Below are 17,442 nucleotides of genomic sequence, written 5' to 3'. Positions count from 1 at the left end.
CGCCACATTAGCAAGGCTGATCGGGAACGAGGATGGTCGGACCTGATTGGGCATGAGTGTCAGGATAGTCAATGGTGTAATGTAGACCACGACTTTCTTTGCGTTGCATGGCACAACGCACCATCAATTCAGCGACTTGGAGTAAATTACGTAATTCGAGCAAGTTATTCGAGACACGAAAATTAGCGTAGTACTCGTGCGTTTCTTGTTTAAGTAGCTCAATGCGACGCAAAGCACGTTCTAAGCGCTTGGTTGAGCGCACAATCCCCATATAATCCCACATAAACAGGCGCAGCTCATGCCAATTGTGCTGAATCACCACTTCCTCATCGGAACAAATCACTTGGCTCTCATCCCAAGCTGGCAACGCTGTGTGTGGCTCTATATGGTCTGAGTGGGCTTTAATATGCTCAGCGGCAGACCACGCATACACCACACATTCGAGCAAGGAGTTAGAAGCCATGCGATTTGCACCGTGTAGCCCGGTATAACTCACTTCACCAATGGCATATAAACCAGGCAGATCCGTAGTGCCATTTTTATCCACCATCACACCACCACAGGTATAGTGAGCGGCCGGAACTATCGGGATGGCGTCTTGGGTCAAGTCAATGCCGTACTCTTTTAGCTTCTCGTAAATGGTGGGGAAGTGCTTGGTGATAAATTGCGGATCTTTATGGCTGATATCGAGATACATACAATCAGCGCCAAGCCGTTTCATTTCATAATCAATCGCACGCGCCACGACATCACGGGGAGCAAGCTCACCACGCGGATCAAAGTCTTGCATAAAGCGCGATCCATCCGGGCGTTTTAGGTGCGCACCTTCACCACGTAATGCTTCGGTTAGCAAAAAGTTACGCGCGTCAGGGTGGTATAAACAAGTCGGGTGGAACTGATTGAACTCAAGATTCGCGACACGGCAACCTGCTCGCCATGCCATCGCAATGCCATCACCAGAAGAGACGTCTGGGTTAGAGGTGTACTGATACACTTTAGACGCGCCACCTGTTGCCAGCACCACATAATTGCAGCGGACAGTTTCTACAACTTCTTGATTGCGATTCCAAATATAGGCCCCTAACACATGATTAGGGCCGCCGAGTCCGACTTTTTTACGCGTGATAATGTCCAGCGCGTTATGACGCTCGAGTAGGGTGATATTAGGATGTTGTCGAACGTTATCTTGCAATGAATTTTGCACCGCCATACCGGTTGCATCGGCGGTGTGTAGAATACGTCGATGACTATGACCACCTTCGCGAGTGAGATGATAACGCGGGGTTTCATCATCACTGTCTTCTTGATCGAAGGGCACGCCGCCATCAATCAGCCATTGAACACAGTCTTTGGCGTTACGGGCGATAAAGTCGACAACATCGGTATCACAGATACCGCCACCGGCTATTTGTGTATCTTCGACATGGGACTCCACTGAGTCTTGTTCGTCAAAAACAGCGGCGATGCCGCCTTGTGCGTAGAGTGTCGCCCCTTCACTGAGAGGGCCTTTACTGAGTACGATAACCCGGTGCGTGGGCGCCAAACGTAGCGCCAACGATAAGCCAGCGGCACCGCTGCCGATGACCAACACGTCACATTGATGTTCCTGAGTTGTGGTCGTCATGATCCCTAATCCTCTTTCTGCGCTCCCAATGTTACACCAATTTGACGCGGCCGCGCGCGCTAAGATCAAATCCAGTCTTGCTTGGGTGAAAGTTTGCAACCGTGGCATTGTTTGGGGGACAATACACGCAGCCAAAGACGCGCGCTTTGGTCATTCCGTCACAGTAATGTGATTTCACGCATAATAAAACCAACATGGTGAGGAACTTTTCTCCTAAGCGGTCATCGAATTCTCAGCGAAAGCTCGCAAGCGGGTTTAACCGCGCTCTGACAACGTCGGACCTAGAATGTCGATAATCGGGCGAAAAGATCAACCAAGGAGTAAACGCTCGAATGGGCGAGCAGCTAACCGACCAGGTTCTAATAGAACGTGTACAGAATGGTGACAAGCAAGCTTTCAATCTGTTAGTCGTCAAATATCAAAATAAGGTATGTAACCTTATTGCCCGCTATGTAGGCTCACACAGTGGTGATATTCCGGATATCGCACAAGAAGCGTTTATTAAAGCGTATCGTGCTTTGCCGGGGTTTCGTGGCGAAAGTGCGTTTTATACTTGGTTGTATCGCATTGCAGTGAACACCGCGAAAAACCATTTGGTGGCACAAGGACGACGTCCACCAGGCAGCGATATTGACGCCGACGAAGCAGAAAATTACGAAAGTGGGGGGTCGTTAAAAGAAATATCGAACCCTGAAAACTTGATGTTGTCTGAAGAATTGAGGCAGGTGGTGTTTTCGACCATTGAAACACTGCCTGACGACTTAAGAACCGCAATCACCTTACGCGAGCTCGATGGGCTCAGTTATGAGGAAATTGCACAGGTAATGGATTGTCCAGTCGGTACGGTACGGTCGCGTATATTTCGAGCGCGTGAAGCGGTAGAAAAGCGCATCCGGCCACTGATGAAACGGTAACGAGTTTTACTGGCTGCATGACGGTGACTTGAATGACGGATAAAGAAAAAATTTCGGCGTTATTAGATGGCGAACGGGTGGACACGTCGGTGATCCATGACATAGAGCGAGATAATAGCGCACAACAGACCTGGAGCGACTTCGGCATCATTCGTGATGTGATGCGTGGTGACGCGCCTGGCTCGTTGCAATGGAACATTGCCGATTCTGTCGCGTCCGCGTTGGAAGCAGAACCGGCTTATCAAGGCGCTCACGTTGACAGTAACGTGCACCCGATGCACGAGTCACAGCCGCGTCCGGAAAAGGCGCGTCGCCACCTACCTGGCTGGCTGCAACAGCTCACTCAGGTCAGTGTCGCCGCTTGTGTTTCTCTCGCCGTGATCGTAGGCGTGCAGCATTATAACCAGTCTGAACCAACGTCTCCGGGGGTTGGCAATCAAACCCAACCGCCAGTATTGGAAACGATTCCTTTTGCAGGTGCTGCTGAACCGGTGAGTTTAAGCCGGAATGATTTGCGTGCGACGCCTTCAGAATCTGAAATGATGGAGCAGCGTCGGCGCGTAAATGCAATGCTCAAAGACTATGAATTGCAGCTAAGGTTGAATAAGGATAGTCTGTCTAGCAATCAGACAATGGCACCGTCGACAAGCAGTAGTAAGCAATGAAAAAAACTCTGATCGGTGCGCTTGCGCTGGTCAGTTTGATGTCTGCGCAAGCCTCGGCCGAACCCTCTGCCGAGGCTTTGTTACATCAAATGGATACCGCAAGCGATACCTTGGACTATGAACTGTCCTACATTCTCGTTGGTAAAAATAGCCTAGAGCCACTGCGTTTTCGCCATGCACGTATAGGTGGCGAAGCGTTTGGTCATCTCATGTATTTGAGCGGTCCGTCGCGAGAAGTGATTCGTCGCGGAAAGGAAATCAGCTATTTTGAACCTGGTTATGACCCTTTCACGATCGCCAGTGATCATATGGTGGCACCATTGCCTACCCTCATTCAGGCCGATATTGATATACTGGCAAACCATTATGACTTTGTCTCGATGGGGCATGCGCGCGAGGCGGGCATGGATTGCCAGGTTGTACGTATCACACCGAAAGATGGTGAGCGATATTCGTACGTGCTTTGGCTAGACCAAGACAGTCACCTACCGGTGAGAGCCGATTTACTTGACCGAGATGGGGATCCGCTTGAACAGTATCGCGCCTTATCTCTGGTGGTTACGCCTAAAATTAACGACGCGATGCAAAAACTCACGCAGTTAGCCCTGCCGCCGGTATTAACCCTCCCACAAACAACCCGCCGCTCTGACCTGGATTGGCAGGTGACGGTGCTGCCAGATGGCTTTAAGCCTGTATACAGTAACCGCCATCGTTTAATGATGACTAAGCGGGCAGTGGAAAGCCAAATGTTTAGCGACGGCCTTTTTAGTTTTTCTGTTTATTTAGCCAAAGCCGACGATGTCTCCGTGCGTAAACAGATAGTGCGCCAAGGCCGACGGACGCTGCACAGTGTTATCAATGGCAACGCCGAAATTACAGTGGTGGGGGACATTCCACCGGAGACCGCTAAACGGATTGCTGATTCGGTTCGTATTAATCGCATGCCAACATCACAGACAGAGTAAAAGGTTGCACCATGATTAAAGCACTGGCGGAGGTAACAGGGTACCAAGACGGCTGGCTGTCCCTTGCCTGTCAGCAGCAAACCAGCTGTGGCAGCTGCAAATCGCAAAGCCAGTGTGGCACTGGCATTGTGTCCAAGGCCCTACCCGGAAAAGTGAACCATGTCAGCGTTCGTTCGCCAGAACCGCTGCCGACAGGAACTCTCGTTGAAATTGGCCTCGGTGAAGCCACCTTGGTACGCTCGGCGCTCGTGGTTTATATGGTGCCATTAATGATGATGTTCGTGGGCGCCTTACTGGGACAATTTTTCTTTGCCGCGTTGGCAGGCAGCGGTGAAGGAGGTGTTATCGCACTGAGTCTAGGCTTCGGTGCCCTTGGGGTCGGTATCGCACGACGTTTAGCGAGATATGTCGGGAGTGCCGAACAGCAGCAACCTGAGCTTCTGCGTATCATGGGAGAGCCAATTTCCGAGTTGGCAGTGATAAATACCAGACACCAGGATAGCGACTAGCCACTATTTTCGGTAGAATCCAGCCCAATTGATCTTAGGATCCCATTCTTATTGATAACGAGTAAGTCACACCCACTTATGAAGCATATTCGTAACTTTTCGATCATCGCCCATATTGACCACGGTAAGTCGACGCTTTCTGATCGACTCATTCACGTATGCGGCGGCCTTACTGACCGGGAAATGGCAGAGCAGGTCCTTGACTCCATGGATCTGGAACGTGAACGCGGTATCACCATCAAAGCACAAAGTGTGACACTGAACTATAAAGCCAAAGACGGCAATGAGTATCAGTTGAACTTCATCGATACGCCAGGACACGTCGACTTCTCTTATGAGGTGTCGCGCTCACTGAAGGCATGTGAAGGTGCTTTGCTGGTGGTGGATGCAGGACAAGGGGTTGAAGCACAGACGCTCGCCAACTGCTACACCGCAATGGATATGGACCTTGAAGTGGTCCCTGTCCTGAACAAAATCGATTTGCCGGCCGCCGATCCAGACCGTGTGGCGCAAGAAATCGAAGATATTGTTGGTATTGAAGCCATTGAAGCCACGCGTTGTTCAGCCAAAACAGGGGTTGGAGTCGATGGCGTACTCGAAGATATTGTTCGCCTTATTCCACCGCCGGAAGGTAACCCCGACGCCCCCACTCAAGCGTTGATTATCGACTCTTGGTTCGATAAATATCTTGGCGTCGTCTCGTTAGTGCGCATTCGTGAAGGCTCGCTCAAAAAAGGCGACAAAGTGAAAATCATGAGCACGGGCCAAGAATGGAACGTGGACAGCATTGGCATTTTCACGCCCAAGCGTAAAGAGCTTAATGGTTTGCAAACCGGTGAAGTAGGCTGGGTGATCTGTGGGATCAAAGATATCCTCGGCGCACCCGTGGGCGACACCATCACCCATGCCAAAAACGGCTGCGAAAAACGGATTGAAGGGTTCCAAAAAGTTAAGCCTCAGGTGTACGCGGGCTTATTCCCGATTTCATCCGATGATTATGAAAACTTCCGTGATGCCTTGGATAAGTTAAGCCTCAATGATGCGTCGCTTTTCTTTGAGCCAGAGAGCTCTGCGGCGCTTGGCTTCGGTTTCCGTTGTGGTTTCCTTGGCATGCTGCACATGGAGATCATTCAAGAGCGCCTGGAGCGAGAATACGACCTTGAGCTGATCACCACAGCCCCTACGGTTGTTTACGAAGTCACGCAAAACGATGGTGAAGTCATCTATGTAGACAGCCCAGCCAAGCTGCCCCCAGTGAATGACATTCAAGCCATTGGTGAGCCTATCGCGCGTTGTAATATCTTGGTGCCCAATGAATTCGTCGGCAATGTGATCTCCTTGTGTGTTGAGAAGCGTGGTGCCCAAGTGGATATGGTTTATCACGGCAATCAAGTTGCGCTGACCTATGACATACCGATGGCGGAAGTCGTGTTGGACTTTTTCGACCGTATTAAGTCAACATCGCGCGGTTATGCCTCGTTAGATTATAACTTCGAACGTTACGACGTGTCTGACATGGTACGGGTGGATATCTTACTGAATGGCGAGCGTGTCGATGCACTGGCGATTATTACGCACCGTGCTCATGCGCAACCGCGTGGTCGCGAGCTAGTGGAAAAAATGAAAGAGTTTATTCCGCGTCAGCAGTTTGATATCGCCATCCAAGCCTCGATTGGCAATCACATTATCGCCCGTTCAACCGTCAAGCAGTTGCGTAAAAACGTCACGGCAAAATGTTACGGCGGTGATGTGAGTCGTAAGAAAAAACTATTGCAAAAACAAAAAGAAGGTAAGAAGCGCATGAAGCAGGTCGGTAATGTCGAGCTGCCGCAAGAAGCTTTCTTGGCCATTTTGCATGTGGGCAAAGATAAATAACAACGGATTCCATGATGGCCAATACGTTTTCTTTAATTTTAGTGCTGGTGACCTTGGTCACCGGCTTGGTTTGGGCGTTAGATAAATACCGCTGGGCGCCGCGTCGCCGCCAGGCTGCAGGCAAAGCACTGAAGGTCGCACAGACTGATTTGGATGCCGAACAAGTCGCGAAAGTGATGCCACAACCGAGTTGGGTTGAGAATCTGGCGTCTATTTTCCCGGTGATCGCGGTGGTTTTAGTGTTGCGATCATTCATTTATGAGCCTTTCCAAATTCCGTCCGGATCGATGATGCCAACCTTATTGGTTGGCGATTTTATTTTGGTGGAAAAATTTGCCTATGGGCTGCGTGATCCGGCTTTTCACACTGAACTGGTTGATACTGGCAAACCTGAGCGCGGTGACATTGTGGTGTTTAAATATCCGCCGCAGCCGAATATTGACTACATCAAGCGTACGGTGGGGCTACCCGGCGATACCATTGTGTATGAAGATAAGCGCTTGTGTATTCAGCCTAAAGGCGAAGCGCAGTGCCAGCCTGTCGCGATAGATAACATTCAGCCTAGTGAATTTGCACAAGGTGGTGTGAATCTGGTGCAAGCACAAGAGCAGCTGGGTGAGCAAGCGCATCAGATCCTTGTCCATCCGAATAAGCGCGATCGAATCAGTGCCTATCAGCCACGTCCGGGCGTCAATCGTTGGGTGGTGCCGGAAGGGCATTACTTTATGATGGGTGATAACCGCGATAACAGTGCGGATAGCCGCTTTTGGGGCTTTGTGCCTGAGCGCAACTTAGTCGGCAAAGCGGTGGCTATTTGGGTCAGCTTCGAATTCGAGCGCAACAGTGACAGCTGGCTACCATCGTGGATACCGACAGGGATACGCTTTAACCGTATTGGTGGAATTGATTAATTCTGGACTATGATGACAAAACTAACAGATAAATTGCAGCGAGAGATCGGCTATCAGTTCAGCAGTGCTGCATTGCTTGAACTGGCGTTGACGCACCGTAGTGCCAATGGCACACATAATGAGCGTCTCGAATTTTTGGGTGACTCAATTCTTAGCTTCGTGATTGCCGAGGATCTTTATCATCGCTTTCCGAAAGTGGATGAAGGGGATATGAGTCGGATGCGCGCGACCTTAGTGCGCGGTAATACACTAGCCGAAATTGGGCGGGAGTTTTCTCTGGGCGAAGTCATGCGCCTTGGCCCAGGAGAACTTAAAAGTGGCGGTTTTCGCCGCGATTCGATTTTGGCTGACGCTGTAGAAGCATTGATTGGCGCCATCTTTTTAGACAGTGATATCAACCGGGTACGAGATATTATCTTGCAATGGTATCAGCAGCGACTCGAAACCATTGAGCCGGGTGTCAGCCAAAAAGATCCGAAAACCCGTTTGCAAGAGCTCTTGCAGGGAAAACGTAAACCGTTACCGTCTTATACGGTGATGAAAGTGAAGGGTGAAGCACACAACCAAGAGTTTACGGTAGAGTGCCAGATATCAGGACTGGAGCGTTCTGTGATTGGAAAAGGCAGTAGTCGTCGCAAGGCAGAGCAAGCGGCTGCAGAACTCGCACTACAGAAGTTGACATAATGACTGACACACAGCGCTGCGGCTTTATTGCCATTGTTGGCCGCCCGAACGTAGGAAAATCAACATTGCTGAACCGCTTGGTAGGGCAAAAGTTGTCGATTACCTCGCGTAAACCCCAAACCACGCGTCACCGAATCATGGGCGTGGATACCCGGGATAACTACCAGGCGGTGTATGTCGATACGCCTGGGCTACACATTGAAGAAAAGCGCGCCATTAACCGTCTTATGAATCGGGCTGCAAACAGCTCGTTAACCGACGTTGAATTAGTATTGTTTCTCGTGGATGGTACACATTGGACCAATGACGATGAAATGGTGCTTAATAAGCTAGCGCGTTCAGAATTGCCGACGGTTTTGTTGGTCAACAAAGTGGATAACGTTAAAGAGAAGACGGAGCTGTTTCCGCATCTACAAGCGTTGTCAGAGAAGATGCCGTTTGTCGACGTGATCCCGGTTTCAGCGAAAAACGGGACCAATATTGATGTGGTCGAGCAGCGTGTTCGTGATGCGTTGCCGGCGTCTGAATTCTACTTCCCTGAAGAATATGTTACCGACCGCTCTCAGCGTTTTATGGCCTCAGAAATTATCCGTGAAAAGCTGATGCGTTTTACCGGTGAAGAGCTGCCTTATTCAGTGACGGTTGAAATTGAACGTTTTGACTACAACCCTGAAACCGATGGCTTTCATATTAATGGTTTGATTTTAGTTGAGCGTACCGGCCAGAAGAAAATGGTCATTGGTAAAGGCGGCGAAAAGATCAAACGCATTGGCCGAGAGGCACGCTTAGACATGGAAGATCTCTTCGAACGTAAGGTCTATCTTGAGCTTTGGGTGAAAGTGAAATCCGGCTGGGCTGATGACGAACGCGCGTTGCGCAGTTTAGGCTATATCGACGATCTTTAATTGGCCCGATCATCGGGTCCATGCACTCAGGAGAGGGTGAGTGGAGGGCTTTCAACGTGGTTTTGTGCTGCATTCGCGCCCCTATAGTGAATCGAGTCTGCTCTTAGATGTGTTCTCTGAGTTCGAGGGGCGTATCACGCTTCTCGCCAAGGGAGCACGTCGTCCCCGTTCGGCCATAAGAGGCGCACTGCAGCCTTTTACTCCCTTGCTGCTCAAGTGGGGGGGACGCGGTGAATTACGTACATTGCGCAGTGCTGAGGCCACAGGCCTCGCGCTGCCTTTATCAGGCAATGCTCTGTATTCCGGCTTTTACCTCAATGAGTTAGTTATGCGTGTGCTTGAGCCTCATACGCCTTACCCAGCGTTATTTTTCGATTATGTCACCGCCCTAACCCAGCTTGCCCGCTATCATAACCCAGAGCCTGCATTACGCTGCTTCGAGCTTGCGCTGTTAGAAGCACTGGGCTATGGCGTTGATTTTCTTCATTGTGCTGGTAGCGGCGACCCGATCAACGATAATATGACGTATCTATATCGAGAGCAGCAAGGCTTTGTCGCGTCGATCATGAAAAGCCAACATCGGCAATTTACTGGCGCTGATCTACGAGCGTTGGCGACACGACATTTTGAAACGGTGGCACAGCTGCGCGCCGCCAAGCGTTTTACACGTATGGCGCTCAAACCTTATCTTGGCCCTAAGCCGCTAAAAAGCAGAGAATTGTTTAGAAGGAAATAATCATGGATAAAATTTACCTCGGTGTGAACATTGATCACGTTGCGACGATACGTAATGCACGTGGTACCGCGTATCCGGATCCGGTTCATGCGGCGGAGTTAGCTGAGCGTGCTGGAGCGGCAGGGATCACCGTGCACCTTCGTGAAGATCGTCGCCATATCACTGATCGCGATGTCCGTTTACTCAAAGAAACGCTACAAACGCGTATGAATCTGGAAATGGCGGTGACCGATGAAATGGTTGAGATTGCGCTCGAGATTCAACCTGAATTTGTTTGTTTGGTCCCGGAAAAACGTGAAGAGCTCACCACCGAGGGGGGCTTGGATGTCGCAGGCCAGCTGGATAAAGTGAAAGCGGCAACCCAGCGTCTGAGCGAAGCTGGGATTAAGGTTTCCCTTTTTATTGATGCTGATCGCAATCAAATTGAAGCGGCTCATCAATGTGGTGCGCCCTTTATTGAGCTGCATACGGGCCACTACGCGGATGCAACCAATGACAACGATCGCCAATCGGAGCTTAAAAAGATCTCCGCAGCGGCAAGCTCTGCTGTCGACTTGGGGATCAAAGTGAATGCGGGTCATGGCCTGACGTATCATAACGTCACTCCCATCGCGGCGATGCCAGAAATGCATGAACTGAATATTGGTCATGCAATCATAGGTCGTGCAATGTTTGATGGTTTGCAAAAAGCGGTGGCGGATATGAAAGCGATTATGGAAGCGGCGCGTCGCTAAATGGCCATTGTTGGAATTGGTACAGACATTGTTGAGATTGCGCGTATTGAAAAAGCGTTTGCACGCCAATCGCGCTTTGCCGATCGGATCCTAACCGATAGTGAGCGGGAGCATATGGCAACACATCATGCGCCTGCTCGTTACTTGGCCAAGCGCTTTGCTGCGAAAGAAGCCGCGGCAAAAGCGCTAGGAACCGGGATTGCCGATGGTGTCACGTTTCATGATTTTACCATTACGAATCAGACTTCCGGCCAGCCAGCCCTAAGCCTTTCTGGCCGTGCTGCCCAATTGGCACGCGAGCGTGGCGTTGCGCACTGTTGGCTGACCTTATCGGATGAAAAGGCCTACGCGATCGCGTATGTTATCTTAGAAACGGGTTAACAGCCCTGCGCGTTATCGAGATATTGCGGTGCCAGTTGCTCAATATGTGCAATCTCATCTTGGAGCTCTAACAGCTCAGGTTCGACAGCTGCGATATCTGCCCCGGCTTTTAATTGCGTTTCTAACTCGTGACACAGGCTTTTCAGTTGAGGCACACCGCTATAAGCACAGCTACCGTGGAGCTTGTGGATGGCTTGCCATAAGCTATCGGTCTCTGACTCTCCCGCCAACGCACTAGCGACCACCTTCTTCACTGACGTAAAAGAGGCGAGTAACATTTCTAGCATTTCTTTGGCGAGATCGGCCTTGCCTGCTGCTTGGTTGAGCGCCCGCTGCCAGTCCAGATGACGCGCACTGTGATCCTGGTTAGCCGAATAAGTGGGTAATGGCGCGGCTTGATGAGGTGCTACCGTGTCATCAAAATGCAGCCAACGGCTCAGGGTGCTTTCTAGCATGGCCTCTTCAATGGGTTTGGTGAGGTAATCGTCCATCCCGGCATCAATAAGGCGCTCACGCTCACCAGGCATCGCATGAGCGGTTACCGCTACAATCGGCGTTTGCTGGTTGAGTCCCGCTTTACGAATTTCTTGGCTAGCGGTGACACCGTCCATTTCGGGCATTTGAATATCCATCAAAATGATATCAAAGGCGTATTGGTGTGCCAGTGACAGGGCTTTGACGCCATCATCTGCGGTCACGACTTTCTCTACCCGCTCAGCCAGCAAGGCCGTGATCAGTTTCAAGTTCGCGGGATTATCATCGACAGTCATCACGGTGTAGGGCGCTTTTTGCGTGGTGTTAGGTTGAGGTAGCGGCAAAGGCGCCGGCTCGGGTGAACCAAGCAGTGTTTCCAATAGTTTACGCTGCGGGATCGGCTTGGCGACACACGCTCGTACACCGGCTTTCAAAAGATGCTCGGATGCTTCGAGTTCGGTGGTGGGTAAGCAAACCACCACTGACTGCGCTTGCTGCTCACAGAGACTGACTGCATCTTGCATCTCACTGAGCGCAGGCATGCTCCCAGCATCAAAACAAAGGAGAGCAAAATGATACTGACGGTCAGTGAGCACATGGGTGCCGGACGCGGTATCAACGTTTAGGCCCACCTGGCTCAGTCGTTTGCGCAAAATCTCTCTGGTACGCGCATTGGGCTCCACAATCAGAATATCGCGCCCGACCAAAGACTCGATGTCGAGTGGCTGCGATACCGGTAAATCAGTTTGTGTCAGCTGCAGCGTAAACCAGAATGATGAACCTTGGTGAAGGCGACTGGTAAAGCCAATATCGCCGCCCATTTGTTGGACTAATTTTTGCGTGATCACAAGCCCGAGCCCAGTACCGCCATAACGGCGCGAGATACTGGCGTCTGCCTGTCTAAACGCTTGGAAAAGCTGCGCTTGTTGACGTTCAGAGATCCCAATGCCGGTGTCTTTGACCATCAATTGCAGTTCGACGGTTTCATCGTGTAGCTGTTTAAGATCGACACTGACATCAATATTACCTCGCTCGGTAAATTTCGCCGCGTTGCCAATCAAATTGATTAAAACTTGTTGGATACGAAGCGGATCGCCAACCGCTCCCGCAGGAATCCGAGCATCGGTGCGCAGGGTTAGCTCTAGCCCTTTCTCATGCGCCATAGGCGCGAGTAGGCGCATCACTTCGTCGAGCATCTCTTGCACGTCGAACGGAATGTTTTCTAACAGCAACTTACCCGCTTCCAGCTTAGAGAAATCTAAGATGTCATTGATGATCGTCAGCAGGTTATTGGCGGATTTTTCAATGGTGAGAAGGTAATCTCGTTGACTACTACTGAGCTCGGTTTTTAGCATTTGTCGCGTAAAGCCAATCACCCCGTTGAGCGGTGTACGCAGCTCATGGGACATATTGGCGAGAAACTCAGATTTAACCCGTGCCGCTTCTTGCGCGTTTTTCTTGGCAATGTCTAACTCAACGTTTTGGATCTCGAGCTGCTCTAAGGTTTCGCGTAGATCACTGGTCGCCTGATCAATACTTTGTTGCATTTCCAAATGGTATTCGGACAATGAGATTGCCATTGCATTGATGCCATTTTTTAAGGTATCCAGCTCGCCGAGCAGCTCACCTTCAATCCGCACGTCAAGATGGCCTCGTCGAATTCTATCGACCAAGGTCACCATGTTGCCGATTGGATGAGTCACATCGGCAATCAAACGGTAAGCGAAAAAGCAGGAGAGAATCCCGCCCAGCGCGACCATAACCAGCGCTGTGATCATTTCCTGGTACTGTTTCAACCGTACTGAGCTAAGGTCCAACTCCATCGCGATATACCCCAAAGGGCGCTCGACATTGAGCCCGGGGGTAAAGCGTCCAATTTCTAAAATCGGTGCACGCAAAATCAAGGTATCTTGCTGTTGGCTAACCTGTAATTGTGTGGGAATAGGTTGGCCACTATCGACGGAGAGCATGGCTAAATTGCGGTGGTAATTCGAGGTCACAAACAGCTCGTTACGACGATCGAACACGGCAATACTTCGCACAAACTGAGAATGCTGGCGGTGAGCAAAGCCGATGAGCCGGCGCACGTTTTCACGACTGTCATTTTTCAATCCCACTTCGCTGGCAATGGCGAGCGGTTCTATAATCGCAGAACCGGTTACCGTGAGTTGCTGTTCAAGGTCTTGATAGCGGGTGCTGGTGAAAAATGCACTGAGTAATAGCCCAACAATGAGTGTCGGTGCAATAGTGAGTACAGAAACACGAGTGCGGAGGCCATATTTGGTCATGCTAGATAAACTATGGGAAAATAATGACGACAATTAGCGCCAGTGTACATGATTCAATCACAAAATAGTCAGCGAACTATCACAACTCCCACTGGCAGGATCTCTTGACTGGCTTGGCAACAAGCTTTAAACACTGGAATACGACATGGCGCGCTTTTTTAAGCCCGAAAAAAATAAAAAGGTTGAGCAAAAGCATCAGCTGATAACCATTAAACGCTTAGACCATCATGGCGATGGCGTTGGCTTTTTGGATAAAAAACCGGTGTTTGTCCCAGGTACCTTGCCGGAAGAGCAAGCCTTGGTACAGCTGACCGAACAAAAGCGGCAATATGCGCGCGGCCAATTAATTAAACTCGATAGCCACGCCACACAACGTGTTGAGCCAGGGTGCCCGGTTTATCAGCAGTGCGGTGGTTGCAGCTTGCAGCATCTAAGCCATGAAGGGCAGGTTACGCATAAACAGCAAACGTTGAATGAGCTGATGCAAAAATTTGCTGGGGAAGAGGCAACACTCTCGGCACCTATTACAGATAGGCCATGGCAGTATCGGCGTCGTGCACGCATCAGTCTTCAGGTTGATAAAAAGGGGGCATTGGCAATGGGGTTTCGTGCTCGCCAACGCAGTGCGATTATCAATGTTAGCCATTGTCCGGTCCTGAGTGAGTCATTGAATACTTTGCTTGCGCACTTGCGTCCGTGTTTGGATGGCCTGCGTGGTCGACGTATTTTGGGTCATCTTGATCTGATTGAGGCTGACAACACCACGGTAGTGTCGTTGCGTACCACCAAGGTATTGCATAGTGATGACCGTCAAGCATTGTGCCACTGGGCAGAAACTCAAGGCTGCACCTTTTATCTTCATCAAGGCGATGGCGTACCTGAACGTCTTATCGGCGCCGCGCCAGATTACCAAGTGGCGGGATGTCGCCTTGCGTTTCAACCGAATGACTTTATTCAGGTCAACCCGACGGTCAATCAGAATATGGTGTCACAGGCACTGGATTGGTTAGCACTAGAGAAAGAAGATCGTGTCTTGGATCTCTTTTGTGGATTGGGTAACTTTAGTGTCCCCGCTGCCAAACTGGTTGGGCACGTTGTCGGGGTGGAAGGCGTGCAAGCCATGGTGAATCAGGCGGCAGATAATGCGAAGATAAATGGTTGTGATAACACCTTTTTTTATCAAGCTGATTTAAATAGCGACGCGTTAGAAGGAGAGTGGACCCATTTCGATTTTACCAAAATCTTACTCGATCCGGCACGCGCAGGGGCTGCGGGTGTTATAGACTTTGTGGCACAATCGAGGGCTTCACATATTGTTTATGTGTCCTGTAATCCTGCCACCCTGGCGCGCGATGCCCGCGTGCTGCTTGATAATGGTTATGCACTTGTCAAATTAGGGATGCTGGATATGTTCCCACAAACAGGACACATGGAATCGATGGCCTTGTTTAAGCCGGTGACGAACAAGCGGGCATAAGCGTTTAGTGGCTTGTCGTTATCGACATGCCTCTCTTGTCAGTAAGAGAGTTAAGGATAGGAACAGTTATGGTTGCGGTACGAGAAGCCCACCTACACGAAGATGAAACATTTGAGCTTAACACCTGGGTTAAGCGACTCGGGCAAGACGCATCGACGACACAAGCCTTGTTAGACGGCTACCAATATTGTCGAGCATTGAGTGACGATGAATCAGCACTCAGCCAGCCTTTGTGGCGAGGCCGAGAGATGATCGAAATCCTCGTGACATTAAGCATGGATGCCGACACCTTGCTGGCCGCGCTATTATTTCCGATGGTCGACGCCGAACTGGTCACCCTGGAGACACTGGCGGACGACTATTCGATGTCGATAGTCAACCTGATTCGCGGTGTGCAGCAGACCGCTGCGATTCGGCATTTAAATACCCAAGCCGACGATGAGGCCACGTCTTCGCAAGTTGATAATGTGCGTCGTATGTTGCTCTCTATGGTGGAAGACTTTCGTTGCGTGGTGATCAAACTCGCCGAGCGTATTTGCCATTTACGTGAAGTGAAAGATGCGCCAGAGTCTATGCGTCAGCAAGCAGCGAAAGAGAGCGCTAACATTTATGCGCCTTTGGCTAACCGATTGGGAATTGGTCAGCTAAAGTGGGAGCTTGAAGATTACGCGTTCCGTTACCAACATGCGCAAACCTATAAACAAATCGCCAAGCAGCTGGCCGAGCGACGCATTGACCGTGAAAACTATATCAGTGCCTTTGTCGAAGGGCTCCAGCAGGAAATGGAAGCGTCGCATATTAATGCACAGGTATATGGACGCCCGAAGCATATTTATAGTATCTGGCGCAAAATGCAGAAGAAAAACCTGGAGTTTGATGAGTTGTTTGATGTGCGCGCTGTGCGCATCATTGCGGATCAACTTCAGGATTGTTACGCCGCATTAGGTGCCGTCCATACCCAGTTCCGTCATCTACCCAAAGAATTTGATGATTATGTCGCCAACCCCAAGCCGAACGGTTATCAGTCAATTCACACCGTGGTGCTGGGGCCGGAAGGCAAGCCCGTTGAGATTCAAATTCGCACCAAACAAATGCACGATGATGCAGAGCTAGGTGTAGCGGCCCATTGGAAATATAAAGAAGGCTCAGCCAGTGGCCGCAGTGGCTACGATGAAAAAATCACCTGGCTGCGTAAGCTATTGGCATGGCAAGAAGAAATGTCTGATTCGGGCGAAATGCTTGATGAGTTGCGTAGCCAAGTGTTCGACGATCGGGTGTATGCGTTCACCCCGCGCGGCGATGTCGTCGACTTACCTATAGGGGCAACGCCACTTGATTTTGCCTACCACATCCATTCAGAAGTGGGTCATCGTTGCATTGGTGCCAAAGTAGAAGGGCGAATTGTTCCGTTCACCTATCACCTACAAATGGGCGACCAGGTTGAAATCATCACGCAAAAAGAGCCTAACCCGTCGCGAGATTGGCTCAATCCCAGCCATGGATTTGTTAACTCAAGTCGTGCGCGCGCCAAAATAAATGCTTGGTTCCGCAAGCAAGACAAAGACAAGAACATTGCTGCCGGTAAAGAAATCTTGGATACCGAGCTACAAAAAATTGGCGGCATCAGTAAAGATGCCAATTTGGCGCTAAAACGCTTTAACGTTAACACGCTGGACGAGCTTTATGCCGGCGTGGGCAGTGGTGATTTGCGCATTAATCAGGTAGTGAACCATATTAATGGCCTGATTAATAAACCGAGCCTGGAAGAAGAAGAGCAGCAGTTGTTAGAAAAACTGCAGCAAAGCGAACAAAAACCGAGCACCGGCAAAGCCCACCGCGATGCCGTGGTTGTCGAAGGTGTTGATAACCTGATGACGCATCTCGCGCGCTGCTGCCAGCCGTTGCCGGGTGATGACATTAAAGGATTTGTTACCCAAGGGCGTGGTATTTCGGTCCATCGTGCAGATTGCGAACAGCTCAATGAGCTTAGCCATCATGCACCGGAGCGGATTATCGCCACGGTGTGGGGGAAAGGCCATATTGGTCAATACCATGTACGCATTCGCCTTTCGGCAAATGAACGAACCGGGCTGGTCAAAGATATCAATAACGTGCTAAGCAATGAGAAAGCACGGGTAGCCGGGATGCAAAGCCGGGTTGATTATAAAAAGCAAATGTCGATCATGGACTTTGATCTCGAAATCTCTGATTTAGATACCTTAAGCCGCGTTGTAAACCGGCTTGAACAAGTGAAAGACGTGGTCGAAGCGAAACGCCTCCGCTAATACATTCGCCCTGTT

General features: G+C 50.3%; 15 protein-coding genes. 13 read left to right on the top strand and 2 right to left on the bottom strand.

Going from position 1 to position 17,442, the window contains the following annotated elements:
- Positions 1 to 7: 7 nt before the first annotated feature.
- On the bottom strand, positions 8 to 1,624 hold the full coding sequence (nadB, locus tag HLG76_RS11315) for an L-aspartate oxidase (protein ID WP_175993671.1): 1,617 nt from the start codon (positions 1,622 to 1,624) through the stop codon (positions 8 to 10).
- 332 nt (positions 1,625 to 1,956) lie between these two features.
- On the opposite strand from nadB, the gene rpoE reads away from it, so the two are divergent.
- The 11 genes from rpoE (at position 1,957) to acpS (ending at position 10,903) form a co-directional block, all read left to right on the top strand.
- On the top strand, positions 1,957 to 2,538 hold the full coding sequence (rpoE, locus tag HLG76_RS11310; RefSeq protein ID WP_021022105.1) for an RNA polymerase sigma factor RpoE: 582 nt from the start codon (positions 1,957 to 1,959) through the stop codon (positions 2,536 to 2,538).
- A gap of 32 nt (positions 2,539 to 2,570) precedes the next feature.
- Positions 2,571 to 3,203 carry an RseA family anti-sigma factor gene (locus HLG76_RS11305; RefSeq protein ID WP_077459794.1) on the top strand — a complete coding sequence of 211 codons (633 nt, stop codon included), beginning with the start codon at positions 2,571 to 2,573 and terminating at the stop codon, positions 3,201 to 3,203.
- On the top strand, positions 3,200 to 4,168 hold the full coding sequence (rseB, locus tag HLG76_RS11300; protein WP_021022103.1) for a sigma-E factor regulatory protein RseB: 969 nt from the start codon (positions 3,200 to 3,202) through the stop codon (positions 4,166 to 4,168). The genes HLG76_RS11305 and rseB overlap by 4 nt, the downstream gene beginning before the upstream one ends.
- An 11-nt stretch (positions 4,169 to 4,179) precedes the next feature.
- Positions 4,180 to 4,677, top strand: coding sequence for a SoxR reducing system RseC family protein (locus tag HLG76_RS11295; RefSeq protein WP_077669334.1), 498 nt, complete (start codon positions 4,180 to 4,182; stop codon positions 4,675 to 4,677).
- Between the two features lie 78 nt (positions 4,678 to 4,755).
- Positions 4,756 to 6,552: a translation elongation factor 4 gene (gene lepA, locus HLG76_RS11290; RefSeq protein ID WP_077660071.1), complete on the top strand. Its 1,797-nt coding sequence runs from the start codon at positions 4,756 to 4,758 to the stop codon at positions 6,550 to 6,552.
- 14 nt (positions 6,553 to 6,566) lie between these two features.
- Positions 6,567 to 7,463, top strand: coding sequence for a signal peptidase I (gene lepB, locus HLG76_RS11285; RefSeq protein WP_077678779.1), 897 nt, complete (start codon positions 6,567 to 6,569; stop codon positions 7,461 to 7,463).
- A 12-nt stretch (positions 7,464 to 7,475) separates the two neighbouring features.
- Positions 7,476 to 8,147 carry a ribonuclease III gene (gene rnc, locus HLG76_RS11280; RefSeq protein ID WP_028569567.1) on the top strand — a complete coding sequence of 224 codons (672 nt, stop codon included), beginning with the start codon at positions 7,476 to 7,478 and terminating at the stop codon, positions 8,145 to 8,147.
- Entirely contained in the window at positions 8,147 to 9,052 is a 906-nt protein-coding gene (gene era, locus HLG76_RS11275) for a GTPase Era (RefSeq protein ID WP_021022098.1), read from the top strand. Before rnc ends, era begins: the two co-directional genes overlap by 1 nt.
- Positions 9,053 to 9,092: 40 nt before the next feature.
- Positions 9,093 to 9,788, top strand: coding sequence for a DNA repair protein RecO (recO, locus tag HLG76_RS11270; RefSeq protein WP_175993670.1), 696 nt, complete (start codon positions 9,093 to 9,095; stop codon positions 9,786 to 9,788).
- A 2-nt stretch (positions 9,789 to 9,790) separates the two neighbouring features.
- Complete coding sequence (gene pdxJ, locus HLG76_RS11265; protein WP_021022096.1) at positions 9,791 to 10,522, top strand: pyridoxine 5'-phosphate synthase; 732 nt, start codon at positions 9,791 to 9,793, stop codon at positions 10,520 to 10,522.
- Positions 10,523 to 10,903 (top strand): holo-ACP synthase, encoded by a 381-nt coding sequence (gene acpS, locus HLG76_RS11260; protein WP_175993669.1) that lies wholly within the window; start codon positions 10,523 to 10,525, stop codon positions 10,901 to 10,903.
- Here the strand turns inward: acpS and barA are convergent.
- Positions 10,900 to 13,665, bottom strand: a complete 2,766-nt coding sequence (gene barA / locus HLG76_RS11255; RefSeq protein WP_175993668.1) for a two-component sensor histidine kinase BarA — start codon at positions 13,663 to 13,665, stop codon at positions 10,900 to 10,902. The two genes, acpS and barA, sit on opposite strands and share 4 nt — an antisense overlap.
- Positions 13,666 to 13,810: 145 nt before the next feature.
- Between barA and rlmD the strand changes: the two genes are divergently transcribed.
- A complete protein-coding gene (rlmD, locus tag HLG76_RS11250; protein WP_175993667.1) occupies positions 13,811 to 15,142 on the top strand; it encodes a 23S rRNA (uracil(1939)-C(5))-methyltransferase RlmD in 1,332 nt (443 codons plus the stop codon).
- Positions 15,143 to 15,210: 68 nt separating this feature from the next.
- Positions 15,211 to 17,427, top strand: coding sequence for a GTP diphosphokinase (relA, locus tag HLG76_RS11245; protein ID WP_175993666.1), 2,217 nt, complete (start codon positions 15,211 to 15,213; stop codon positions 17,425 to 17,427).
- The last annotated feature ends 15 nt before the right edge of the window (positions 17,428 to 17,442 follow it).

The organism is Salinivibrio sp. EAGSL, assembly GCF_013366455.1.
GTDB classification, from domain to species: domain Bacteria; phylum Pseudomonadota; class Gammaproteobacteria; order Enterobacterales; family Vibrionaceae; genus Salinivibrio; species Salinivibrio costicola.
Note: the sequence above shows the minus strand (reverse complement) of the source record. Positions and strands in the feature narration are given on the sequence as shown.